Origin of the sequence: Nonomuraea phyllanthi, assembly GCF_006334985.2 — a bacterium.
Classification (GTDB): Bacteria; Actinomycetota; Actinomycetes; order Streptosporangiales; family Streptosporangiaceae; genus Nonomuraea; species Nonomuraea phyllanthi.
Genome location: NZ_VDLX02000012.1, coordinates 318,978 through 343,727, shown reverse-complemented (window position 1 = coordinate 343,727; position 24,750 = coordinate 318,978). Strand labels below are relative to the sequence as shown.

19 protein-coding genes are annotated in these 24,750 nt (G+C 71.5%); 11 read left to right on the top strand and 8 right to left on the bottom strand.

Features of this window, described 5'->3' with window-relative positions; translation table 11 throughout:
* Nucleotides 1–349 precede the first annotated feature (349 nt).
* The 6 genes from FH608_RS30945 (at nt 350) to FH608_RS30915 (ending at nt 10,178) form a co-directional block, all read left to right on the top strand.
* Nucleotides 350–1,828, top strand: a complete 1,479-nt coding sequence (locus tag FH608_RS30945; RefSeq protein ID WP_193318715.1) for an FAD-dependent oxidoreductase — start codon at nt 350–352, stop codon at nt 1,826–1,828.
* 510 nt (nt 1,829–2,338) lie between these two features.
* Nucleotides 2,339–3,145, top strand: coding sequence for a PaaX family transcriptional regulator (locus FH608_RS30935; RefSeq protein ID WP_264372927.1), 807 nt, complete (start codon nt 2,339–2,341; stop codon nt 3,143–3,145).
* Between the two features lie 184 nt (nt 3,146–3,329).
* On the top strand, nt 3,330–4,670 hold the full coding sequence (locus tag FH608_RS30930; protein WP_139634165.1) for an MFS transporter: 1,341 nt from the start codon (nt 3,330–3,332) through the stop codon (nt 4,668–4,670).
* Between the two features lie 126 nt (nt 4,671–4,796).
* Nucleotides 4,797–6,353 carry an FAD-dependent monooxygenase gene (locus FH608_RS53045; protein ID WP_139634164.1) on the top strand — a complete coding sequence of 519 codons (1,557 nt, stop codon included), beginning with the start codon at nt 4,797–4,799 and terminating at the stop codon, nt 6,351–6,353.
* Complete coding sequence (locus FH608_RS30920) at nt 6,350–8,500, top strand: acetate--CoA ligase family protein (protein ID WP_226900048.1); 2,151 nt, start codon at nt 6,350–6,352, stop codon at nt 8,498–8,500. Before FH608_RS53045 ends, FH608_RS30920 begins: the two co-directional genes overlap by 4 nt.
* Nucleotides 8,481–10,178 (top strand): (2,3-dihydroxybenzoyl)adenylate synthase, encoded by a 1,698-nt coding sequence (locus FH608_RS30915; RefSeq protein ID WP_139634162.1) that lies wholly within the window; start codon nt 8,481–8,483, stop codon nt 10,176–10,178. Before FH608_RS30920 ends, FH608_RS30915 begins: the two co-directional genes overlap by 20 nt.
* Nucleotides 10,179–10,193: 15 nt before the next feature.
* On the opposite strand, the gene FH608_RS30910 is transcribed toward FH608_RS30915, so the two are convergent.
* On the bottom strand, nt 10,194–11,243 hold the full coding sequence (locus tag FH608_RS30910) for an aldo/keto reductase (RefSeq protein WP_139634161.1): 1,050 nt from the start codon (nt 11,241–11,243) through the stop codon (nt 10,194–10,196).
* Nucleotides 11,244–11,291: 48 nt separating this feature from the next.
* On the opposite strand from FH608_RS30910, the gene FH608_RS30905 reads away from it, so the two are divergent.
* The 3 genes from FH608_RS30905 (at nt 11,292) to prfH (ending at nt 13,696) form a co-directional block, all read left to right on the top strand.
* On the top strand, nt 11,292–11,690 hold the full coding sequence (locus FH608_RS30905; protein WP_139634160.1) for a MerR family transcriptional regulator: 399 nt from the start codon (nt 11,292–11,294) through the stop codon (nt 11,688–11,690).
* Between the two features lie 186 nt (nt 11,691–11,876).
* Nucleotides 11,877–13,037, top strand: a complete 1,161-nt coding sequence (locus FH608_RS30900) for an RNA ligase RtcB family protein (protein ID WP_139634159.1) — start codon at nt 11,877–11,879, stop codon at nt 13,035–13,037.
* Nucleotides 13,034–13,696 carry a peptide chain release factor H gene (prfH, locus tag FH608_RS30895; RefSeq protein WP_139634158.1) on the top strand — a complete coding sequence of 221 codons (663 nt, stop codon included), beginning with the start codon at nt 13,034–13,036 and terminating at the stop codon, nt 13,694–13,696. Before FH608_RS30900 ends, prfH begins: the two co-directional genes overlap by 4 nt.
* Before the next feature lie 91 nt (nt 13,697–13,787).
* Here the strand turns inward: prfH and FH608_RS30890 are convergent, their stop codons facing one another.
* Both FH608_RS30890 and FH608_RS30885 read right to left on the bottom strand, forming a co-directional pair.
* A complete protein-coding gene (locus tag FH608_RS30890; RefSeq protein WP_139634157.1) occupies nt 13,788–14,237 on the bottom strand; it encodes a group II truncated hemoglobin in 450 nt (149 codons plus the stop codon).
* A gap of 93 nt (nt 14,238–14,330) precedes the next feature.
* The gene (locus FH608_RS30885; protein ID WP_139634156.1) at nt 14,331–14,909 is read right to left on the bottom strand and encodes a hypothetical protein; all 579 of its coding nucleotides are present in this window, start codon (nt 14,907–14,909) and stop codon (nt 14,331–14,333) included.
* Nucleotides 14,910–15,150: 241 nt separating this feature from the next.
* On the opposite strand from FH608_RS30885, the gene FH608_RS30880 reads away from it, so the two are divergent.
* Nucleotides 15,151–15,798: a hypothetical protein gene (locus FH608_RS30880; protein WP_139634155.1), complete on the top strand. Its 648-nt coding sequence runs from the start codon at nt 15,151–15,153 to the stop codon at nt 15,796–15,798.
* A 52-nt stretch (nt 15,799–15,850) separates the two neighbouring features.
* Here the strand turns inward: FH608_RS30880 and FH608_RS30875 are convergent, their stop codons facing one another.
* From FH608_RS30875 to FH608_RS30855, 5 genes are all read right to left on the bottom strand, one after another.
* Nucleotides 15,851–19,747 (bottom strand): type I polyketide synthase, encoded by a 3,897-nt coding sequence (locus FH608_RS30875; protein ID WP_226900047.1) that lies wholly within the window; start codon nt 19,745–19,747, stop codon nt 15,851–15,853.
* Between the two features lie 56 nt (nt 19,748–19,803).
* Nucleotides 19,804–20,844: a ketoacyl-ACP synthase III family protein gene (locus FH608_RS30870; protein ID WP_139634153.1), complete on the bottom strand. Its 1,041-nt coding sequence runs from the start codon at nt 20,842–20,844 to the stop codon at nt 19,804–19,806.
* A gap of 10 nt (nt 20,845–20,854) precedes the next feature.
* The gene (locus FH608_RS30865; RefSeq protein WP_139634152.1) at nt 20,855–21,133 is read right to left on the bottom strand and encodes a phosphopantetheine-binding protein; all 279 of its coding nucleotides are present in this window, start codon (nt 21,131–21,133) and stop codon (nt 20,855–20,857) included.
* Nucleotides 21,130–22,182: a ketoacyl-ACP synthase III family protein gene (locus FH608_RS30860; protein WP_226900046.1), complete on the bottom strand. Its 1,053-nt coding sequence runs from the start codon at nt 22,180–22,182 to the stop codon at nt 21,130–21,132. Before FH608_RS30860 ends, FH608_RS30865 begins: the two co-directional genes overlap by 4 nt.
* A 555-nt stretch (nt 22,183–22,737) precedes the next feature.
* Complete coding sequence (locus tag FH608_RS30855; RefSeq protein WP_139634151.1) at nt 22,738–24,060, bottom strand: cellulose binding domain-containing protein; 1,323 nt, start codon at nt 24,058–24,060, stop codon at nt 22,738–22,740.
* Between the two features lie 389 nt (nt 24,061–24,449).
* Here FH608_RS30855 and FH608_RS30850 point away from each other — a divergent pair, with 389 nt between their 5' ends.
* Nucleotides 24,450–24,668, top strand: a complete 219-nt coding sequence (locus tag FH608_RS30850) for a hypothetical protein (RefSeq protein ID WP_139634150.1) — start codon at nt 24,450–24,452, stop codon at nt 24,666–24,668.
* Nucleotides 24,669–24,750: the final 82 nt, after the last annotated feature.

Sequence of the window (24,750 nt, the reverse complement as noted above, 5' to 3'; positions counted from 1 at the left end):
TGACGGCCTGCACGACTTCGGCTCGCAACTCAGGTGGATATATTCTCGGCTTCTTCGCCACGTGCTTCCTTTCCGGACTGTCTCTGACCCTACTTGGGTCCGAGTCCGGAAGGGTCGGGGCACCTCACCTGCACGGCGACGCCACGCCTTCTGCATGGCATCAGATTGAACCGTTCTCGGGCACTGTCAATGGCCACGACGTCCCAGGGCCCCCGCATGGGGTGGACAGGCCCGGCGCTACTGTGCTGAGGGTGACACCGTCGCGCCCGCTGATCGAGAGACCTCGTCGAGCGCGTCCTCCTGCCCGCTGCCCGCAGGGGGCGAGCCGGCTCCACCACGTGGAGGAGAGATGAACGAGAGCACGGTCGTGATCGTGGGCGCCGGCCCCTGCGGTCTGGCCACCGCCGTCGAACTGGCCCGGCGCGGGATCCGGGTGACGGTGCTGGAGGCCGCCGACGCGACCGCTGACGGCACCCGCGCCATCCTGCTGTGGCCTTACTCGCTCGACCTCCTGGACGGTCTCGGCCTGCGCACCGAGGCCGATCGGCGCGGCGTGCCGATCAGCAGCCTGGTCTGCCACACCGCGCCCGGCACCGCGCGGCGCGTCCCGCTCGGGCCGTTCGACGCGCCGCTGGTGCTGCCCCAGCAGGAGACGGTCGCCCTGCTGAAGCAGGAGCTGAGCGAGCAGGGCGGCACGATCGAGTACGGCGTGCGCGTGACCGGCCTGACCGACGGGCCCGACGCGGTCACGGTGACGGCCCGCAGGGCCGACGGCTCGCCGGCCGGGTGGCGGGCGAGCTGGCTCGTCGGGGCAGACGGCGTCGGCAGCACCGTCCGCCGGCACCTCGGCATCGACTTCTCCGGCATCCCCGTCTCGGAGACGTTCCTCATCGCGGAGGGCGGCCTGCTGGGCGAGTTCGACACGAGCGCCGTCCACTACCACATGGCTCGCGCGGGGCTCATGCTGCTCTCGCCGCTCCCCGGCGACCAGGTGCGCATCTCGGGCGCGCTGGCCGACGGCCACGGCCCTGTCACCCCCGAGTCGGCGCAGCGCATGCTCGACGAGCGCGGGCCGGGTGGCCTGCGCCTGACAGACGTACGGCAGGCGCGCTCGTTCACCAGCCAGGAGCGCGTGGCGGCCACGTTCCGCTCGGGCCGGTGCTTCCTGGTGGGCGACGCGGCGCACGTGCACACGCCGAGCGGTGGGCAGGGTCTCAACCTGGGGCTCGCCGACGTACGCAATCTGACGTGGAAGCTGGCCGGGGTGATCGACGGCAGCCTCGACCCGGTGATCCTGGACACCTACGACGCCGAACGCCGACCGGCCGCGCAGCAGGTGGTGCGGGCCACGAGCAGGCTGACGAAGAGCGCCACGCTCGGGCCCGCCGCCTGGCGGGTGCGCAATCTGGCCATGGCCGCCGCCCACCGTACGGGCGGGCTGGCCCGCTTTCTCGTGCCGGTCCTGTCAGGCCGGCGGGTCCACTACCCGAACACGCTCGGCCTGGCGGGCCCGGAACGGACAAGATCGAAGGGGCTGCCCCGGCCAGGCAGCCGCGACCCCGGCTGGCCCCTCGTCCATGGTCCCGGCACGGCGGGCCGCTTCCAGCTGGTCAGCATGGGGCCGGCCGACGGAAGGATGTACCGCCAGGCCGGCAAGTTCGCCGGCGGGGAGCCGCTGGTCGCGCACAGCCATCGGATCACTCGCGGCAGCGGCTACGTCCTGCTGCGGCCCGACGGGTTCGTCGGCGCGGCGGGGCTGGAGGCGGACTTCCCGCGCGCCGCGCAGGCGTTCGCCCGCGCCCCCTGGCACTCAGCCGGTCACATCTGATCCGGCTGTCCGTCCTTCCTCCCCTGCCCTCGGCCCGGCCGGGTCTCGGGGCCTGGAAGTCACGGGCCCAGCCAGATTTCCCGGTTGCTTGCCGGGTCGACGCCCTTGTGCACCCGCACCGTGCGGTCGACGAGCTCGCGCAGCACGCTCTCGCCGACGTCGTCGAGCCGTTTCAGGTGGAGGCACCGCCGGCATAGGTCTGACGGTAGCTGCCGAAGCCGACGACGCTCGGGCCCCACATCGCCGCGGGTTCGCCGGTCACCTCGCCGAGGATCGCACGGAGGCGCTCCGCGTCGGCTCGCCGGCGCTCGTCCGGGACCGCGGCCAGGAACGATCCAGCTACTGAGAGATGTGGCCGACATGCGACGGCCGTCGATTCTGTGACATGAGTCTGAGGCCGCATGGCTCTGACTACGTGCTCAACCAGCGTCAACCGGCTCCCTTGACCGTGTTAGCCTGTCACGTGTTCAGAGCTGAGCGGAGGCGGGTCGGGTGAAGCCGCGGTCGATCGTGTTCGATCTCTATGGGGACTACGTGCGCTATGACGGCGGCGCCGCCCCCTTGCAGACCCTGACCGATCTGCTGGCGGCCTTCGACGTCCCCGAGGCGACCACCCGGGTGGTGATGGCGCGGCTGCGCAAGGAAGGCTGGTTCGCCACCGAGAAGCGGGGCAGGGCCACCGTCTACCGCCTGACCGACCAGGGCTGGCACCTGCTGGACGAGGGGCGCAGGCGGATCTTCCAGCGCGAGCGCGAGCCCTGGGACCGGCAGTGGCGTGTCGTCATCTACCACGTCCCCGAGACCGATCGCTCGGTCCGCGAACGCGTCCGCAAGAAGCTCCGATGGCTGGGCTTCGGCCCGCTGGCGCCGTCCACGTGGATCTCTCCGCACGACCGCCTGCAGGAGGTCGCCGAGGAGCTCACCCAGGAGCCCTCGGCCCGGCTCGACCTGCTCGTCAGCAGGTCCATGGGGGTCGCGTCCGACATCGACATGGCCAACCGGTGCTGGGACCTGAAGGAGTTGCATCTCGCCCTGCTCGCCAAGCGCGACGCCTATCGGGCCCTTTCCGCCCGCTTCGCCTCGGTGCCCCCGCGCGGGCGCGAAGCGCTGGTCGAGCGCATCCGCCTCGTCCACGACTATCGCATGCTGCCCTTCGACGACCCCGACCTGCCGCTGGAGCTGGTGCCCGCCGGCTGGGTCGGGCGGGAGGTGCATGACCTCTTCCTGGACCTGCACGAGCGGCTCGCGCCAGAGGCCAGGGCTTTCTGCGCCTCCGCGGGCATCGGCCCCATGGACGGCCCGCCCGCGCACGCGTGAGGTTCCGGACGTAACAAGCCAGTGCTGCCCGGCCTCGAATCGGCATGCCCTGAGACCCAGCTCAGGACCGGGCAAACTTGCTTCAGTTACATTTCATTGACGGTCGTTCCATGGATGTGTAACGTCTGCGACATCCGTCCTGCCATGTGACAGGACTCGCTGGATCTCGCTCCCTGGAGTGATCATGGACGCCATCGCGCCCTCCCCGTCAACCTCTCGCAAGGGCAGCAGCCTGCCCGTGGTCGCCATCTGTTTCGCCTCGATCGTCTTCGACGGCTACGACCTCATCGTCTACGGGTCGGTCGTACCGAGCCTGCTCGGCGACGCGTCCTGGAGCCTCACCCCCGCGCAGGTCGGCGCGATCGGCAGCTACGCGCTCATGGGCATGCTCATCGGTGCCCTGGTCGCGGGGGTGGTCACCGACCTCGTCGGCCGCCGGAAGATCGTCATCGCCAGCGCCGCCTGGTTCTCGCTCGCCATGGTCCTCTGCGCCCTCGCTCCGTCTCCCGAGCTGCTGGGCGTGTTCCGGTTCGTCGCCGGGCTCGGACTGGGCGGGATCGTTCCCACCGCCATCGCGCTCACCGTCGAGTACGCCCCGAGAAACCGGCGCAACCTCTACAACGCCCTGATGTACTCGGGCTACTCCGTCGGCGGCATCCTGGCGGCGGTGCTGGCGCTGATCTTCCTGGCCGAGCACGGGTGGCGGCTGATGTTCTGGATCGGCGCGGCTCCGCTCGTCCTGGTGCTGCCGCTGGCCGTCCGGTACCTCCCGGAGTCGGCGAGCTTCCTGCTCTCCAAGGGCCGGCGCGCCGAGGCCGAGGCGCTGGCCGCCCGTTACGGGCTCGTCCTGGACGAGATCACCAAGGGCGACGCGAGCTCCGACCGGGAGCCATCGTCGCGTACCCGCTCGATCGCCGTGCTCTTCCGGCGCGACAACCTGGCGGCCACGGCGCTGTTCGGGGCGGCCAGCTTCTGCGGCCTGCTGCTGGTCTACGGCCTCAACACCTGGCTGCCGCAGATCATGCGCGAGGCGGGCTACCCGCTCGGCTCCTCGTTGCAGTTCCTGCTGGCGCTGAACCTGGGCGCCATCGTCGGCACGATCGCGGTGTCCTTCCTGGCCGACCGCTTCGGCCCGAAGATCGTGACCGCCGGCGCCTTCCTCGCCGCCACCGTGTGCCTGTACCTCCTGAGCCTCCGTCTCGACACGGCGGTGCTCATGGCGTGCGTCGCCGTGGCGGGGCTCGGCACCGTCGGCACCCAGATCCTCGTCAACGGCTACGTCGCCACGCACTATCCGGCGTCCGCGCGGGCGACGGCGCTGGGCTGGTCGCTGGGGGTCGGCAGGCTGGGCGCCATCCTCGGCCCGCTCCTCGGCGGCTGGATCCTGGGATCCGGCACCGGCGTGGAGTGGAACTTCTACGCCTTCGCGCTGCCCGCCCTGCTGGGCGCGGTCCTCATCGCCGCGGTGCCGAGAGCGCGCGCCCGCCGGGCGAGGGCCGCCGCGGCTCGGCAGGAGGCGGCGTGACTCACGCTCTCCACAAGGTACGGCCATGCCGCGGCCGGCGGGCTCGTACCGACAATATGATTCACTCTATGGACGACCGTCCTAAATTTGTTGTAATTTGAGGACGTCGTGGTCGAGGAGGACTGAATGCGCATCGCAGTCGCGGGCGGCGGCCCCGGCGGGCTGTTCTTCGCCGCCATGATCAGGAGGCTCGACCCGTCGGTCGAGGTCACCGTGTTCGAACGCAACCGGGCCGACGACACCTTCGGCTTCGGCGTCGTCTTCTCCGACCGCACCCTCGCCGGCATCCACGACGCCGATCCCCTGCTGCGGCGGGCGCTCGACGAGCACGGGCGGCACTGGGACGACATCGAGATCCGCCTCAAGGGCGAGCGCGTGCGCTGCGGCGGGAACGGCATGAGCGCCATCGTCCGGCGCACCCTGCTCTCCCTGCTGCAGGACCGCGCCCGCGACGCCGGCGCCGGGCTGCGGTTCTCCACCGAGGTGCGGCTGCCCGACCTGGCCGGCTACGACCTCGTCGTCGCCGCCGACGGGACCGGCTCACGGATTCGTGACCAGCTCGACTTCGGCGGCGAGGTGGAGACGGCCGCCGCCAAGTTCATCTGGTTCGGCACGGACTACCTCTTCGACGGGCTGACGTTCGTGCACGAGCGCGGGCCGGACGGCGTCTTCGCCGTGCACGGCTACCCGATCTCGGCGGAGATGTCCACGTTCATCGTGGAGACCGACGAGGCGTCCTGGCGGCGGGCGGGGCTGGACGCCTTCGATGTCACCCAGCCGCCGGGTCCCAGCGACCTGGCCTCCAAGGCGTACCTGGAGGAGCTGTTCGCGGGCCAGATCGACGGGAGGCGGCTGCTCACCAACAACTCCCGATGGGGAAATTTCCGGACACGGCGCACCAAACGGTGGCATACCATGACGCCGCAGCCGGTCGTGCTGCTGGGCGACGCCGCGCACACGGCGCACTTCTCGGTCGGTTCCGGCACGAAAATGGCGATGGAGGACGCGATGGCGCTGGCCCGCGCGCTGGCCGCGCACGGCGGCGACCTGCCCGCCGCGCTCGCGGCCTACGAGGAGGCCGCCCAGCCGTCCGTCCAGCAGGTGCAGGACGCCGCCCGGCCGAGCCTGTCCTGGTGGGAGCACTTCGGCCGGTACCACGACGCCTTCGAGCCCTGGCAGTTCGCCTACCACTTCCTGTCGCGCAGCATCACCGACGCCCGTCTGGCCCGCCGCGCCCCCGCGTTCGTCGAGGCCAGTCACCGCAGGTGGGTCGAGAAGCACGGTGCCGAGCCGCTGGACACGCCGTTCGAGAGCGGCGGATGGCGGATCGGAGGTCGCCTGGTCGCGATCAGCGCGGACGCGGACGGCACGCCCACGGCGGCTCACGACCTCCCGCTGTCGGCCACGCCGAGGCCGGGACCGTGGGGCGCGGTACTGATCGCGCCGGACACCGAGGCGGGGCTGCCCGAGGTCTTCGCCCGGCTCGCCGACCTCGCAGGGCCGGGCGGCCCCGCGCTGGTCGCGGTGGCCGGCGGCACGCCGCTGACGCGCGTCCTGCTCTGCGAGCAAGCCCGCATGCACCACGGCCTGCCCACCCTTGCGGTCGAACCGGCCCCGGATCGCGACCGCGCCCGTACCCTCGTGCTGTCCGGCCGCGCCGACCTCGTGGGGATCGCCGCGTGAGCACCACCGCCACCACGGCGATCTCGGGGGACCTGCGTGCCTTGTTCGCGCCGCGCGGCATCGCCGTCGTCGGAGCCTCGCGTCATCCGCACAAGCTGGGCGCCACGCTCGCGCGCTCGCTGTCCGGCTTCGAGGCCGCCGGCGGCCGGCTCGCCCTGGTGAACGGCCGCGACGACACCATGTACGGCACGGTCGCGCAGGCCGCCGCCGACGGCCCCGTCGACCTCGCCATGATCTGCGTGCCCGCCGCGGCCTGCGCGGACGCCCTGGCCGAGGCCGCGGCCGCCGGCGCGCGCGCCGCCGTGATCTACGCCGGAGGGTTCGCCGAGACCGGCGAGGAAGGGGCCGCTCACCAGCGCCGCCTCGCCGAGGTCGTCACCCGGACGGGGATCCGGGTGCTGGGCCCGAACACGAGCGGTTTCCTGGCTCCCCACGCCGGCCTCACCGCCACGTTCGTGCCCGGCGCCGCCCAGGTGCGGCCCGGCACGGTGGCCGTCGTCGCGGCCAGCGGCGGCGTGAACCACGCTCTGGCGTTCCTGCTGGCCGAGGCAGGTCACGGCGTCAGCCTGGCCGTGGGGATGGGCAACGCCGTCGACGTCGGCGCCCCCGACATCCTGGACCATCTCGCCGGAGACCCCGCCACCGCGGCGGTGGCGTTGCACGTCGAGTCGGTCGCCGACGGCCCCCGGCTGGTCGCCGCCGTGAGGAGGGTGGCCGCGCACCGGCCGGTCGTCGCCCTCGTGGTCGGCCGCAACGACGTCGGCGCCTTCGCCGCCTCGCACACCGGCGCGCTCGCGACGTCGTGGCGCGTCACCCGTGCCGCCCTCGCCCAAGCCGGCGCCGTCCTGGTGGACGACGAGCGCGAACTGGTGGACGCCGTCGGCGCTCTCGCCGTCACCCGCCTGTCCCCTCGCGCGAGTGCGGGCGTCGGCGTGGTGACCGCGCAGGCGGGCCCCGGCCTGCTGCTCCTGGACGACCTGCGCGGACGCCGGTCCGCCGTCCCGGAGCTGACCGTCGCCACCCGGGACAGACTGGCCGAGCTGCTGCCGCCGCTGACCTACCAGCGCAACCCGGTCGACACCGGCCGTCCCGGGCCCGGCCTGGGGCGCGTCCTCGCCACGGTCGCCGCCGATCCCGGCGTGGACGTGATCGCCGCGTACACGTTGCACGAGCCCGACGCCGTCGACATCGTGGATGCCGTACGGCAGGGCCGTACCCCTGAGGTGCCCATGGTGGTGGGGCTCGGCGGCACCGGCGAAGAGGTCGCCCGCCGGCGGAAGGCCCTGCTGGAGGCCGGTGTCGCGGTCTCGGCCGAGCCGCGCGGCGTCGCCGCGGCGGCCGCCGCCCTCCTGGCCGACGCCCGCGCCCGTGCCGTGGCCGCCGGCTCCCGTCCTCGCGACGGCCGGGTACCCGAAGACGTCACAGGCCGGGTACGCGGAGGCGTCACAGGCCAGGTGCCCGAAGACGTCACCGGCCGGGTGCCCGAAGGCGTCACCGGCCGGCACGACGAGCACCAGGCCAAGGAGCTCCTCAGCCGCCTCGGGGTGGCGACCATGCCGCGCCGCGCCTGCCGTGACCGGGCCGGCGCCCGCGCCGCGTTCGCCGAGCTCGGAGGGCCGGTCGCGGTCAAACTGCTCGACGCCGGGGTGCTGCACAAGACCGACGTCGGCGGCGTGCACCTGGGCATCACCGGCCAGGACGGCCTGGAGGCGGCACTCGACCGGCTCGACGCCGCAGGGGCCCGCCACTACCTGGTCGAGAGGATGGCGCCCCCCGGTGTCGACCTCATCGTCGGCGCGCGCCGCGACCCCGTCTTCGGCCCCGTCGTCCTCGTCGGCCTGGGCGGGACGGTCGCCGAGGCGCTGTCGGACGTCGCCGTCCGCCTGGCCCCGCTCAGTCCCGTCCAGGCGGCCTCCATGCCTTCGGAACTGGCGGGGCACGCCCTGCTCGCCGGATGGCGCGGCGGGCCGGTGCTGGACGTGGACGAGCTGAGCCAGGTCGTGGTCGCCCTCGGTGACCTGCTCGACGCCAACCCCCTCCTCGACGAGATCGAGATCAACCCGCTGCGACTCACCGCCGACGGTCTCGTGGCACTCGACGCTGTGATCATCCCCAGGGAGGCCGACGATGCCCAGCCCCATCTCTGACCACACCGTGCCCTGGCCGGACGCGGCGGCACAGCGCTACGCCGCCGAGGGCTACTGGGCCGGGATCCCGCTGGGGCGGCTGCTGCGGGAGGTCGCCGACCGCGTCCCGGACGCTCCCGCCCTGATCGACCCCGTGGCAGGGCTTCGCCTCACCCACGCCGAGCTGGCCGAACGCGCCGACGCCGCCGCCGTTCGGCTGGCGGAGCTGGGCATCGGCCGCGGCGACCGCGTCGTGGTGCAGCTCGGCAACGGATGGGAGTTCGTCGTCCTCACCCTCGCCTGCCTGCGCGCGGGGATCGTACCCGTCATGGCCCTGCCGGGACATCGGCGCACCGAGCTGGGCTACCTCGCCATCCACGCCGAGGCCGTCGCGATCGCCGTCCCCGACCGCATGCGCGGCTTCGACCACCAGGCCCTGGCACACGAGCTGGCCGACGAGGTGCGGACGGCCACCGGCGCGAACTGGCACGTCCTCGTCGCCGGGGACCACCTCTCCCCCGGCAGCGTCGACCTGCGGGCCCTGTGCGGACCGGCCACCGACCCGAAGGCCGACCGGGCCCGTCTCGACGCGAGCGGCCCGGGCAGCCGCGACGTGGCCGTCTTCCTCCTGTCCGGCGGCACCACCGGGCTGCCGAAGCTCATCGCCCGCACCCACGACGACTACGTCTACAACGCCCTGGCCAGCGCCGACGTCGCGGCGATGGGCGAGGACACCGTCTACCTGGTGGCGCTGCCCGCCGGGCACAACTTCCCGCTCGCCTGCCCCGGCCTGCTCGGCGCGCTCCTCAAGGGCGGCCGGGTCGTCACCCTGCCGTCCCCGGAGCCCTCGCGTGCCTTCGCCACGATCGCCGCCGAGGGTGTCACGCACACCGCCGCCGTCCCCGCCATCGCGGTCCGCTGGATGGAGCACGCGGCCGAGCACGGCGCGGACGACCTGCGTACGCTGCGGGTGCTGCAGGTGGGCGGCGCGCGCATCGCCGACGAGCTCGCCCGCAAGGTCAAGCCGACGCTCGGGGCGACCTTGCAGCAGGTGTTCGGCATGGCCGAGGGCCTGCTGAACTACACCCGCCTCGACGACCCCGACGACGTCATCTGCGCCACGCAGGGCCGGCCGCTGTCACCCGCCGACGAGGTCCGCCTGGTCGACGAGCTCGACAACGACGTCCCCGAGGGAGAGCCCGGCCTCCTGCTCACCCGCGGCCCCTACACTCCGCGCGGCTACTACAAGGCCGCCGAGCAGAACGCCCGCGCCTTCACCGCCGAAGGCTGGTACCGCTCCGGCGACATCTGCCGCCGCACCCCCGACGGCAACCTCATCGTCGAAGGCCGCGACAAGGACATGATCAACCGGGGTGGCGAGAAGATCTCCGCCGAGGAGGTCGAGAACCTCGTCTACCAGCTTCCCTCGGTCAGTCAGGTCGCCGCCGTGGCCATGCCCGACCCCGTGCTCGGCGAGCGCGTCTGTGTCTACGTCGTGCCCCGGCCCGGCCGGAGCGTCACCCTGGACGAGATCCGCACGTCGATGGAGGACAGCGGTGTCGCCCGCTTCAAGATCCCCGAGCGTCTGGTGATCGTCGACGAGCTCGTCACCACCAAGGTAGGCAAGATCGACAAGAAGACCCTGCGCGCCGACATCGCGCGCCGCCTGATCACGCCGCCTCCCCGGCTGGACCACTAAGGCTCCGGGGCCGGGTCAGCTCGCGGCCCGGCCGGCGAGCGGGCGGCGGCGCAGTGCGGGGTCGGTCAGGGGCGCGGGGCTCCAGAGGCCGACAGGGTGGTAGACGTTGGTGCCGGGCGGCACGAGCTCGTCGATCCGGTCGAGCACGGTGTCGTCGAGCACCAGCGAGGCGCCCTTCAGCAGGCCTTCCAGCTGCTCCATCGTGCGCGGCCCGAGGATGACCGAGGTGACCGCCGGGTGGGACGCGGCGAAGGCGACGGCCAGCTCCGGCAGGGTGCGGCCGAGCTCGTCCGCCAGTTTCACCAGCTCCTCGACGACGTCCAGCTTGGCCGCGTTGACCGGGATGGACGGGTCGAACCGCTCCGGCGCGCGTGCGGCGCGGCCGCGTGACATGTCGATCTGCCGCCCCTTGCGGTAACGGCCGGTCAGGAAGCCCCAGCCCAGCGGGCTGTAGGTGAGCACGCCCATGCCGAGCCGCTGCGCCGTGGGAAGGACGTCGCCCTCGATGCCGCGGGCCAGGATGTTGTACGGCGGCTGCTCGGTGCGGAACCGGTACAGACCGCGCTGCCGGGCCACGTGGTAGGCCTCGACCGTCTCGTGGGCTGGGAAGGCCGAGCTGCCGAAAGCCCGGATCTTGCCCTGCCGTACCAGGTCGGTCAGTGCGGAGAGGGTCTCCTCGATGTCGGTCCGGTGGTCGGGGCGGTGGATCTGGTAGAGGTCGATCCAGTCGGTACGCAGCCGCCTGAGGCTCGCCTCGACCTCGCGCACGATCCAGCGCCGCGAGTTGCCGCTCCGGTTGGGCCCCTCCCCCATGGAGAAGTGCACCTTGGTCGCCAGCACCACCTCGTCCCGCCGGCCCTGCAGCGCCTTGCCCACGATCTCCTCGGATTCGCCCGCCGAGTACATGTCAGCGGTGTCGACGAAGTTGATCCCGTGGTCGAGGGCGGTGTGGATGATACGGATGCTGTCGTCGTGGTCGGGGTTGCCGGCCGCGCCGAACATCATGGTGCCGAGGCAGTACGCGCTGACCTCGATACCGGTGCCGCCGAGGATGCGATATCTCATACTTCGGAACCGTAGAATCTAGAGCCGACTCTAGGTCAAACTGACGGCATGTCGGGTTTGAGCATCGGCCAGGTCGCCGATCGCACCGGGCTCAGCGTGCACACGCTCCGGTTCTACGAGCGGCAGGGGCTGCTGACCCAGCCGGTACGGCGGGGAAGCGCGGGGCACCGGGTCTACAGCGAGGACGACGTCGACTGGCTCGGCGTGTGCATCCGGCTGCGGGCCTCCGGCATGCCCCTGACCGACATCCGGCGCTACACCGACCTTGTCAGGGCGGGCCAGGGCAACGAGGTGGAGCGACTGGAGGTGTTGCGCGAGCATCGGGAACGCGTGCTCGCGCAGATGCACGAACTCGACGAGTGCCTCCAGCTGATCACCCACAAGGTGGCCGTCTACGAGGGCCGTCTGGGTCTGCGGGACAACGTCACAGACTGCGCGCTGCCCTGAGCCTTCGGCTACGACCCATGCACGCGATCGGGTCCGGCCGAAAATCGTTTGCCTCGCGTGGCCGGGTTCGGGGACCGTGGTGTCCATGAGGCTTTGACGGACAGCACCCCCATGTCGAGATGCCACGGCGCTCACTCGCCGCCGTGATGCCGCATGCCCCCACCCTGTTCAGCGAAGAGAGCGTCCTTGTCTCAGCGAAACTCCCCGCCGCCTTCCACCACGGCCACGGTCACCGTGTTCGCCTCCCCCACGAGCTGGATCGAGTCCGATGCCGTCGCGCAGTGCCACCAGGTGGCCGCCCTCGACGGCATGACGCACGTCGCCGCCATGCCCGACCTGCACCCCGGCAAGGGCGCCCCCATCGGCGCCGCCATGACGTCGACCATCCTGTATCCGTTCCTGGTCGGCTCCGACATCGGATGCGGCATCGCCGTCTTCCCCATCAGGCTCAAGCGCGCCGTACCCGAGAAGCTCGCCGCCCGCTTCCCCGATCTCGACCACCCGCTCGACCCCGAGCGGGATGCCGACGATCCCGCCTGGGCCGTGGTGAAGGGGGACATCCCCGCAGGCCACGTCGAGGGCCTCGGGACGGTCGGGCGCGGCAACCATTTCGTGGAGCTGGCGCGCATCGGGACCGTCTTCGAGCCGGAGCACGCGAGCCGCCTCGGGCTCGACGCCGGTGATCTGGTCCTCGTCGTCCACAGCGGTTCCCGAGGACTGGGCGAGCGAATCCTGCGGGCGCACACCGAGGTCCACGGCGCGGGCCCCGCCCCCGATCCCGGTGCCTATTTGGCGATGCATGACGAGGCCGTACGGTGGGGGTCGCTCAACCGGCGGCTGCTGGCCGCGCGGGTCGCCCACGCCCTCGGAGCCGAGGCCACCGAGCCGATCGTCGACCAGTGCCACAACCTGGTGGAGGTCCGTGACGGGGTCTACCTGCACCGCAAGGGGGCGGCGCCGGGTGACGGCCGCGACGTGCTCATCGCCGGGACGCGCGGCACCCCGTCGTACCTCGTGACGGGCCATGCCGGACCCGACGCCGGCCATTCCGTGGCGCACGGGGCGGGCCGCAAGATGTCCCGTGCGGACGCGCTGCGCCGGGGGAAGGCCAAGCACACGGTCGAAGAGCTGCGCCGCACCCCGGTGGGGTCGTTCGTGGTGTGCGGAGACCGGCAGCTGCTCTTCGAGGAGGCGCCGACGGCGTACAAGCGGATCGAGCAGGTGATCGACGACCTCGTCCACCATGACCTGGCCACACCCGTGGCCACCACGATCCCGCTGGTCACCTACAAGACGGCCGATCTCGGGCCCACGTCCAAGGGCCGGCGCAGGAGGGGGCGTCCATGATCGTCCACCTGCTCCTGTCCGCCGGGCGCGGCCCGCAGGAGTGCGCCTGGGCCCTGGCCCGGCTGCTGCACCGCCTGGAAGCCGACGCCGCCCGGCAGGACCTGGAGACCCACCGGGCCGACACCGTTCCCGGCGACCGGCCGGGCACCTACCGGTCGGTCCTCGTCCGCATCACCGGTGACGGCGCCGGGGCGTTCGCCGCCTCGTGGACCGGAACCCTGTGCTGGCAGGCTCCCAGCCCGTACCGGGCCAGTGCCGGCCGCAAGAACTGGTACGTCATCGCCCAGCCGTGCCAGGTCGACACCCCGCGCACCACGTTCGCGGAAGCGGACGTCGACATCGTCGCCTGCCGCACCGGCGGCCCCGGCGGCCAGCATCGCAACAAGGCCAGCACGGCCGTGCGCGCGACCCACCGGCCCTCCGGAAACGTCGTCGTGGTCGACACCGAGCGGCAGTTCAGCCTCAACCGCAGCATCGCCATCCGGCTGCTGCGCGAGCGCGTCGAGCAGGGCGACGAGGCCGCGAAGCGCGCCGCCACCGCCGCCCGCCGGCGCATCCACGACGAGCTCGTCCGCGGCAACCCCACCCGCACCGAACGCCCCGAGGCGCCGGAGCAGGACCAGACTCCGCAGGTGCCGGCGCGCCGGCGACGGCGGTGAGTCGCGGGCGCGCGCCCATGAGGAAACGCCGCGCCGGCCCGTCTCCCCTCCCGGCCGGCGGAACGCGTTGCGACCGGGAAGAGCAGGCGGCTCAGCCTTGCAGGCCCTCCCATGACCACCGGGGGATGCTCAAACCCTCCGGTACGTCGTCCGCGGACTCCGGGTAGCGGGCCATGGCCGTGGTGGTGGCCCAGGCGAAATAGTCGTGCAACACCTGCCGGAGCGGCTCCCCCGCGGTCATCCCCACATCCTCGAGCGCCTGGTCGAAGCAGGCGATCGCGCGGCGATCCATCTCGTCGTGCGGGCCGTTGCCGCTGTGCATGCGCACGACGGACGTCTCGTCGCCGTACTCGTCGGAGTAGACGGTCGGCCCTCCGAGCGCCTCGGCCCAGTACGCCGCCAGCCGCTCGCTGTGCTGAGGGTGGAAGCCATGGCTGAAGGCATGGCCGACCACCTCGTCCACCATCACGCGAGCATGCCACGCCTCAGCGAGGCGGAGCAGGCCCCTGCTCCCGCCCGCGGCCGCATAAACGGTCTCCATGGAGCGAGAATGCCAGGACCCACCGACAGTTCCAGAGGCCCCGCCCCCGTCAGAGGCCCCGCCCCCGTCAGGGGCCCTGTCCAGGTCGGCTCCTCATCGAGGGCCGGCGAACTGGTAGAAGACCCGGCCGTCGAGGTGCCAGGCCGGCTCGTTGACAAGGATCTTGTCCTTGTGCGCCTCGATGGCCAGCCGCCACTTGTTCAGGTGCGACAGGCGCCAGACCTGCACGTCACCCCCGGCCGCTCTGGTGGCGGGCGCGTAGCCGAGCCGGCCTTCATAGCGGTACTGCCCGGAGGCCACCAGGCGGTCGCGCTCGGCTTCGGTGGTCGAGATGATGTAGGACGCCTTCTTCAGCCACCGCAGCCGATACAGCGGCTTGCCTCCGGGGAACGGCGCATTGGCGATGTAGTACATCGGGGTTTGCGTGATGCGCCAGCCGTAACTGAGGGCGGTCCGCTTCTCGGCTTCGTTCGCCGTGTAGAAGTAGCCGCCGTCCTTGGTGACGAACTCGTAGACCTTGACACGATGGACAGCCGCCGACGCGGTATCCGCATCCGTCGTCGAGGCGGACGCCTGGGTGGCGGACACGCCGGCCGAGAGTGCTGCTGTCATCGCCACAGCCAGCCCGAGAACGGCCTTACGCCGCGGTCGGGCGAAGGAGGTCGTCGTCATTCGTTGCTCGTCCTTTCGAAGGCGGCGCGCATCGGTTGGAAGAGGGAGCGGTGTTCGCGGGAGTCCGTCGAGGTCGCGTACGACGTCACCGCTCCGGCGCGCACCCGCCTACGCTCCACGATCAGGCAGGGACAGGACCAGGTCACGAGGCAGACATTTGCCGGACATACCGGGGAGGCGCTAGGAAGATCTTTTGGCCTTCTCCTGACCGCACTTTTGACATTCCCCCACACTGAAGGCCGTGACGAACGATCTCACCGAGGCGCGGGACCGTCTGATCCCGCCGAGCCGGCTCCATGAAGTGGCGGCCCTGCTCAACATGCCGCACCTGGACGAGACCGCCATCCCGGACGACGACGATGATGCTCTGCAGAGCAAGCAGCAGGCGGTGTTGTACGCCGACATCGCCGAATGGGCTCGGCTTTCGGCGCAGGCGGCCGGACAGCTCGACGAGCTGGAGCCGTCCGAGATCACCGACCAGTTCGCCTACCTCGTCGAATACACCGACCAGCACGCCAAGGGCTGGCAGCCGGCTCCCAGCGAGCACTCCCATGGCGTCACCCTGGCGGATACGGCCGAGACCGTCGCGCGCACCGTACTCACCGGCTACGTCAGCCACCTGGCCGAACACCGTGACGACTACCAGCTGTGGCTGGTGGATTCGCTGTCCCTGCGCGCGAGCGTGTGGCACGTGGAAACCGCCGAGACGCGCCCGCGTGCGCGCCGCTCCTACTGGCCGTCCTCGGCGCACGCGTACGTGGAAGCCGGGATCTCCCCTCACGCCGTCGAGATCCGCACGCCCACCCAGATCTACCGGTTCATCGATCAGCACCAGCTGACCCCGGGCACCGACGGATGGAGTCGCGGAAACGACGACGTCCTCGATTAGGCCGCCTGCGGCGACAAGCCGTCCACCATGGCCGCCGCCGCGGACCGCGACCTCATCCCCCTATCGCGGGCACGATCTCGAGTACGGGTTCCGTCGCCGGGTCCGGTCTGCGCGTCGCGAGAAGGTCCACCACGTGGTCCGCGATCGCGGAAATGGTGGGCTGCTGCCACAGCAGGGTGGCAGGGAGGCGGCAGCCGAAGCGTTTCTCCAGGTGTCGCCTGACCATGACCGTCATCACCGAATCCAGTCCCTGTTCGACGAGGGGCCGCCGGATCGCCAGGTCCTCCGGGGACAGCCTCATGACGGCGGCGATCTCCGCGCGGGCCTCGGTCAGGACGCGTTCGCGCAGGTGCTCCGGTGGCAGGTCGGCGAACGACTCCGCAGGCTCCCGGAGGTCCTCCTCGGCCAACGCGGGGGCGTCGATCACCGGGTAGCGGAGTCCGGACAGGTGGCCCAGGACGCGGCCGTCGGCGTCGGCCAGGAGGGCCAGCACCGAGTCGTCCTCCGCCGGGTGGACGGCCGCCTCGATGATGACCGTTTCTGGAGGCGTGCCGGTAAGCGCTACCTCGTCGATGTGGACGACCATGCGTAACACCGGGTCGCCGGGGAACACGCAGGGGGCCACGGACATCACCGCGTCCAGGGCCGGTGCCCAGGTCGGCGAGACTGCGCACGGCTGATCGGCGTCCCATGGCTCGTTCGCGTCCCGTGGCTCATCGGACGGCGGTGAAGGCGGGGGCTGGGTTCGGACGGTGGCTCGGAGCACTCCGTCTCCGCGCAGCAGCGTCTCGATCGTCCAGTCGAAGCCCGTCGTGGGGACGCCCACCGCGGCGAGGCGCTGCTGGACGAAGCCGGGGTCGATCGGGGTGAGGCCGGTGGCGTCGGCGTTCGGGAGGGCGTCGGGCAGCGCTGGAGGAGCCGCGCCGTCGCCGGGAGCCGCCACGCATGCCGTGACGTGCACCAGCCAGGCGGGTTCCGGCTCGCCGGGGCCCGCCGGCGTGCGGGCCGCGAGCCGTATCGCGGGGGGCTCGTGGACGACCTGGATCTGGCGGCGTTCCGCGGTCATCAGCGGGTGCGTCATCTCCACGTCGGTGAGGACGGGCACGGGACGGTCCTCGGCGGCGGCCGCGCGCAGGAACGTGTTGACCAGCACCGCGGCGGGCACGATCTCGACGCCGCCGACCGCGTGGCTGCCGGGGTAGGGGCGGTTGGCGTCCTCCAGGCTGGTCCGCCACACCCGTGTCCGGCTGCCCGCGAGGCCGGTCCCGGCTCCGAGGAGGGTGTGGGAGCGGACGTCGTGCCCGCGGTTCTCGTCCTCGCCGCCCGCGGCGTCGCGCCAGTGGCGGCGGTGCTGCCAGGCGTACGGCGGCAGGGTGGCCAGGTCGCCGTACGGCTGGAGGCGGTTCCAGTCCACGTCGATGCCGTGGCAGTGTGCCGTGCCGAGCGCGATGAGGAAGGTCGATCGCTCCGGCTGGTTCCGGCGCAGGGACGTGCCGGCGAACACGTCCTCGTACCCGGTCTCCGCGAGCGTCTCGGTGATGGAGTGCGTGACCACGGGGTGCGGGGAGATCTCCAGGAACGCCCGGTAGCCGTCCTGCGCGGCGGCGGTCGTCGCGGCGCACAGGCGGACCGGGTCGCGGAGGTTCGCCGCCCAGTAGCCGCTGTCCAGGACGGGCGTCGACCGGGGGTCCGCCAGCACGGTCGTGTACATGGGGATGCGGGGTGCGCCGAACGAGAGGTCGGCGGTGGCCGCCGCCAGCTCGACGGCCAGGGGCTCCATGTGGGGGCTGTGGAAGGCGACGTCCGACGCCACCCGGCGGACCACGATGCCCTCGGCCGGCCAATCGCTCACCACCTCCTCGACCGCGGCGACGTCGCCGGACAGCACGGTGGAGCCGGGCGCCGACGAGATCGCGGCCACCAGGTCGGTACGGCCGGCCAGCCGCTCGGCCGCCTCCTCGAACGACAGGCCGACCATCGCCATGGCCCCCTTGCCCTCGGCCTGGCGCAGCAGTCGGGACCGGCGGCAGATCAGGCGCGCGCCGTCGGCGACGGTCATCGCGCCGGCCGTCACCGCCGCCGCGATCTCGCCGACGGAGTGGCCGATGACGGCCGCCGGAGCCACGCCGTACGCGTTCCAGAGCCGGGCGAGGCCCAGCTGCATCACGAAGATCATGGTCTGTACGCGGTCGATGCCGTCCACGTCGCCGTCGGTCAGGACCTGCCGGGGCGAGAAGCCGATCTCCTCGGCGAAGATCGGCTCGACCTCGTCGACCAGGGACGCGAACTCCGGCTCCGTGGCGAGCAGCTCGCGCCCCATCCCGCGCCACTGGCAGCCCTGGCCGGAGAAGACCCAGACCGTTCCGGGGCCGGGCTCGGGCAGCACGTCTCCGGTGATCACGTCCTCGGACGGCAGGTCTTCTGCGAGCCTGCGCAGGTTGGCCGCCAGTTCGTGCCGGTCCGTCCCGAGAACGACGGCTCGGCGGGGCAGGTGGGAGCGCCGGAGTGCCAGCGTGTGTCCCGCCGATGCCGGATCAAGCCCCTGGTCCAGGTGGTCGGCCAGCGTGCCGGCGTACTGGCGAAGGGCCGGCTGCGCGGCCGCCGACAGCGGGAACAGGCTCAGGGACGAACTCTCGCCCTCCCCCCGCAAGGTCGGCGGAGGAGAGGGAGGTGCCTGTTCGAGGACGATGTGCGCCACGGTGCCGCCGTACCCGAAGCTGGAGACGCCCGCCCGGCTGGGGTGGTCGCGTTCCGGCCAGGGCGATCGTTCGGTCACGACGCGAAGCCCCGAGGTCTCCCACGAGACGGCCGGGTTCGGGGTGGCGAGCACGCTCGGCGGGATCTCGCCCCGGTGCAGGGCGAGCACCGCCTTGATCACGCCGGCGATGCCGGCGGCGCCTTCGAGGTGGCCGATGTTGGACTTGACGGAGCCGATGAGGCACGGGTCGCCGTCCGGCCGGCCGGCGCCGTACACGGAGGCCAGCGCCTGCGCCTCCAGCGGGTCGCCCAGCCGGGTGCCGGTCCCGTGTGCCTCGATGTAGTCGAGCGTGGCCGGCGAGACGCCCGCCTGCTTGCACGCCCTGGCCATGACGTGTTCCTGGGCCGCTCCGCACGGCGCCATGATGCCGTTGGTGTGGCCGTCCTGGTTCACGGCGCTGCCGATGACGAGCGCGAGGATCCGGTCACCGTCGCGGCGGGCGTCCGACAGCCGTTTGAGCACGATCACGCCGCAGCCCTCGCCGCGCCCGTAGCCGTCGGCCGTGGCGTCGAACGACTTCGACCGCCCGTCGGGGGCCAGGGCTCCGGCGGCGCCGAGGGTGACGGTCTGCCCCGGGGTGGCCAGCAGGTTCACGCCGCCGGCGAGGGCGACGTCGCTCTCGCCGAGCCGCAGGCTCTGCGCGGCCAGGTGGAGCGCGACGAGCGACGCCGAGCAGGCGGTGTCGATCGCCATGCTGGGCCCGCGCAGGTCCAGGGAGTAGGAGATGCGGTTGGCGACGGCGCAGGTCGCGGCGCCGATCCCGGTCCACGCCTCGATCTGGGGCAGGTCCTCCAGCAGGCGGCTGCCGTAGTCGGCCGTGCAGACCCCGACGAACACCCCGGTGTCGGTGCCGGCCAGGTCGTGCGGCGGCAGGCCGGCGTGCTCCAGCGCCTCCCACGCGGTCTCCATGAGGATCCGCTGCTGCGGGTCCATCAGCTCGGCCTCGCGGGGCGACAGGCCGAAGAACTCCGCGTCGAAGCCCTCGATGTCGCTCAGGAAGCTGCCGTGGCGTACGGCGTCGCGCAGCGCGGCGGCGTACTCGGGGCTCCGGTTCTCGTACGGGCGCCAGCGTCCGGCGGGCAGCGGCCGGGTCGTGTTCCGGCCGGCGCGCAGCAGGTCCCAGAACTCGTCCGGCGATCCGGCGTCGCCGGGAAAGCGGCATCCGATCCCGACCACCGCGACCGGTTCCACCCGTACTCCGCTCGGACTACCGACCATCGCGTTCGTATCCCTTCGATGACGACGTTTCACAACCATGGGGGCGTGTCGAGGATCTTGATGACGGCGCTGGAGACGGTGACTCCGGGGCCGGTGCCGAGCATCAGCAGGTGGTCGCCGGGGCCCAGTTGCCCGGTCGCGAGCAGCCGGTCGAGGGCGAGGACCTGGTCGCTGGCCCCGCAGTGGCCGATGGTGCGGCCGTGTTCCCAGGTCGATCGGGACATGGGCAGGTCAAGTACGGCCATGCAGCGCTGCTCGACGATCTCTTCCGAGTAGTTCATGAAGGCCACCCGGGCGAGGTCACTGGCCTCGATCCCGCTCTCGTCCAGCGCCCGCTCGACGACCTCCATCAGCGCCCGCTGGATCTTGAACAGTGCGGCCGTGCCCTCGGTCCGGGGCATGACCTGCTGCCGGAACTGATCGTTCCTGGCGCCGAAGCTCATCCGGCGCCCGACGGTGACGCCGGGAGGGAACAGGGGTTCGGTGCCCCGGTGCAGTTCCTCGGCCTCGGCCACCGTGACCGTGCAGACCGAGGTCAGGCGCGCGAAGCCGGCCTCCTTGGTGAGGACGAGCGCGCTGGCGGCGTCCCCGCCGATGTAGCCGGGGCCCATCCGCCACCGGTCCATCAGGGGGGTGCCGTAGTTGTCGGCGGCGACGAGCAGGGCGGCCTGCCGGCCGGGGGTGGCGTCGAGGTAGCTCGCCGCGAGTTCCAGGGCGATGAACATCCCGTTGCAGCCCTGCCGGATCTCGGTGGCCAGGACGTCCCCACCGACCAGGTGGCGCTGCAGGTAGGAGTGCGGGGGCCAGCCGTCCGGTCCCTGGTGCCAGGTCGAGGCGTACAGCAGGAGGTCGAGGTCGGCCGGCGCGCGGCCGCTGCGCTTCAGCGCGCTCTGCGCCGCGTGCAGGGCCATCTCGGGAGCCGGCACGTCACCGGCCACCGCCGCCCCGGCCAGGTTGTGCAGTTCGGCCTCCTCGGCCGGGTACCAACCCTTGGCGACGGCCTTCTCGACGCTGACCGTGCGGGGGAGGAAGGCCCCCACTCCGCTGATGTAGGTGTCCGCCCAGTTCATGGCCCTGCCCTCAAACGGATCGCGCTGATTCGAGCTCTTCGAGCATCGCGACGACGGTCGTGACGTCCTTGAAGTTCTCCGGGTCGAGTTTCGCGGCGGGGACCGGCACGCCGAGCTCCCTCCGGATGAAGTTGAGCAGGCGCGCCGTCCGCAAGGAGTCGAGGAGCCCCGACAGCAGGAGCGGGGTCGTGCGGTCGACCTCCAGGTCGACGTCGTCCGGGACCAGGTTCTCCTGGATGAAGGCGACCAGCGCGTACGCGATCTCGTCGGTGGTGCGTCCGCCCGTCATGCGCGTGCCTCCTTCGTCACGGGAGAGGTCGAGAGGATCCTGAACGCGGCGGCGGCGACGGACGTCCCCGAGCCGAAGCCGACCATTAGCAGGTGGTCGCCGGGCACGAGCCCGCCGGTGGCGACCAGGTGCTCGAAGGCGATGAACTGGTCGACCGCGCCGCAGTGGCCGACGCGCCGGCCGTAGTCCCAGGTCGTCTGGTCGAGCTCGATGCCGAGCCAGGTCATCTGCCCGTCCAGGTCCTCGCGGCGGCCGTGCGGGAAGGCGACCCTGGTGATGTCGGACAGCTCGATCCCGGCCTCCTCCAGGGTCCGCTCCACCTGCTGCATCATCGTCTTCTGGATCGTCAGGTGGATCCCGGTGCCGCGGTCCTTGAGCAGCCGCTGCCGGAACTCCTCGTGCCGGTCGCCGAAGCTGAGCCCTCTCCCGACGGTGGCGTCCGGGGGGAACAGGGGGTAGGCGCCGTCGTTGACCGCGTCCGCCTCGGGGATCGTCGTCGCGTTCACCGAGAGGAGCTCGGCCATGCCGTACTCCTTGCCGAGGACCAGCGCGCACGCGGCGTCGCCTATCAGCGCGCCGGGCGTCATGCGCCAGCGGTCCACGAGCGGGGTGCCGTGGTTGTCGGCGGAGACCACCATCGCCGTGTCCCGTCCGGGGTCGGCCTGCAGGTAGCTCGCCGCCAGCTCCAGCGAGCTGATCATCCCGACGCAGCCGCTCCTGATCTCGTACGCCGGCACGTGCCCGCCGAGGAGGTGCATCTGCAGGTAGTGCTGGGGCTGCCAGCCGTTCGGGCCCTGGTGCCAGACCGACGGGTAGAGCAGGAGATCGAGGTCGCGCGCGGATGATTCGCCGCAGCGGTCGTAGGCGTCCAGGACCGCGCGCCGCGCCATCTCCGGCGCGGGCATGTCGCCCGCGACCGCCGCGCCGATCTGCTGGAACCGCTCGACCTCGTCGGCCGGGTACCGGCCCTCCCGAACCGCCTGTTCGACGCTCACGATGTCCGGCACGAAGACGCCGAGGCTCCTGACGAACATGTTCGATGTACGCACACGTCCCCTAACTCGTCGACGATCGCCGTGCCTGCGGGCACGGCGAGGCAGGGCGCCGCCCGAACAGGCGGAGCACCATGGAGAACGGCGTCAGCGGGACGCCGGCGGGTTCTGCGGAAAGGCCACGGGAAACGGGACTTCCGGCAGCGGGTCAGGCGAAAAGGCGGAATGGGCGACGCGCGCCCGTAACCGCACCGTCGGCGAGGCCGGCGATTTGTTTCGAGAAACACGGCCAATGGCACGCGGCCGACCGCCGAAAATTATCGTGAACAGAAGGTCCGCGGTCAGGCGATGTTCAGCTGGTGGGTTCTGTGATTTTCGCTGGTCGGCGAAGAACCGGCACGAGTTCCTCTCTCTCATCGGCCGTCACACACCCGAAAGGATAGGGCCGGCCCTCGGGTAAAGCAATATAACGTCCCGAAATCTGGACGACCGCATTCCGTGATCGAAGATCGGCGGAACGTGTTGGGTTTTGAAATGCACTTTTCTGCTCCGAGCTGCGGTTTCCCGGCCTGGACGGTTCCAGGCCGGGTTTCCGAAATTACGCCGCGCCTGTCAGCCGGACACCGCGGTACAGACGATGCCGTTGAGCCTGAACTCGGACGGCATGGCGTTCGTCCCGCTGTAGGTCGCCTGGAAGCCGAAGTTCGTGCTGGAGCTGGCGCCGATGACGGCGTTGTTGCTGTCGTTGCGCGCGGTCACCTGCGTGCCCGACTGGGTCACCGTGGCGTTCCAGGCGCCCGTGACCTGCTGGTTGCCCGGCCAGCTCCACGTCAGGGCCCAGCGGTCGATGGGGGTCGTGCCGGTGTTCCTGATGGTCACGCTGGCGGTGAAGCCGTCGCTCCAGGTGGTGGTGGCGTACGAGACCTGGCAGGAGGTGCCCATCTTGAGCCCGCCGCGCAGGAAGTTCGCGAAGGTGTCCCAGGTGGGGTTGGGCGAGCCGCCCTGGGTGGTCCCGTAGCAGTTGGTGGTGGTGTAGCTGGTCTGGGAGCCGAAGTGGGCGGGGTCCATGACGAAGCTCAGCCCGTGGTCGGCGCCGGGGACCGAGATGAACTGGGCGTTGCCGCAGCTGGTCTTGATCTTGTTGTAGAGCAGCACGCTCTGCCCGTGCGGCACCAGGAAATCGGCCTGGCCGTGCAGGAACATGATGGGCGGGTCGTTGCTGTCGACGTAGTTGACCGGGTTGGCCAGGGCCACCTTGTCGGGGCAGGTCTGGATGGCGCAGCCGATCAGCATGGATTCGGGCGAGGCGGGAGAGTCGTGGTCCAGCCCGCCGGTCGGCAGGTTCTGGGCGTTCATCTGGAGGAAGTCGGTCGGGCTGAAGAAGGCCAGCCCCGTCTGCAGGGCGCTGGAGACGCCGGTCGTGCCGACCGTGCCTTCCAGCGACGCCACGCCGCCGGTGAGGGTGGCCATCTCCGTCAGCCAGCCGCCCGAGGAGGTGCCCATCATGGCGAAGCGGTTGGGGTCGAGCTGGTAGTCGGCGGCGTGGGCGCGCAGCCAGCGGATGGCCGCCTTGACGTCGTGCACCTGGGCGGGGAAGACCGCCTGGGCGCTGGACCGGACGCTGACGCCGGCCACCGCGAAGCCCCTGGAGGTGAGGAACGCGGCGATGTCGGCCGCGCCAGCCTTGCCGTCGTCGCTCGACCACGCCGACCCGCTGTGCCAGATCACCAGCGGCCGGGGGGTGATGCCGCCGGACGGCAGGTAGAGGTCAAGCAGGTGCCCCCTGGAGCCGGCGGGCTGCGCGGGCGCGTACGCGATGTCGGTGATCACCTGGTCGGCGTGGGCCGGTGGCGCCAGTGCGAGCGACACACCGAGGGTGGCCAGCATGGTCATCACCATGCCGAGGATCGAGGCCGTGCGTTGACGAGCATGCATGGTGCGCCTCCGGTGTTTTCGGATGATCGCCGCTTCCCAGGTGGCCGTCCCGATCTCTTCCGGTGCCGGGGCGGCTGCGATGGGCACGCAGCCGTAGCGCCCGTGAGAACGCACGTCCCGTTCGAGTCCTGGCCTCGCACGATATGAGCGAGGTGACGATATGACAGATAAGTGATGTTGGTCAAAGTATTCGAATGCGATGGGTCCACTGCGGACCGTTAAATGGGTCGGCCGGAGTTCCGGAAATCAGGCGGACCATAAACCGGGCGGTGCCGCGTCCGCCGGAATTCAACGTTGGAATGTCCGGAGCGCGGCTGGGTGACACCTTTTCTGGCATCCGGTCAGTGCTAATGTTGACCGCCAAGATCCGCCCAGTCGCAGGAGGATTGATGCGCAAGGTTCGCGCGGTTCTCGCCTCGGCCGTCCTGGCCGGCGGAATGTCGTTATCGATCGGCGCCGCCCCGGCGCACGCCGAGTCGCTGAACGGCATCTACAGGGAATACTCGGAATGCCAGCGGGTCGGCAGCTACGGCGACGACCAGGGCTGGTGGGACGGCTGGAGATGCGAGTGGAAGAGCCAGTACTACTACTACTTCCTCTACGCCTGACCCCGTGAGACGGACGGCGCCCCCGGCTCAGGTGTGGCGAGCCAGGGGCGCTGCTTGAGGCGGCCTGAGCGCGGCGGCGCCC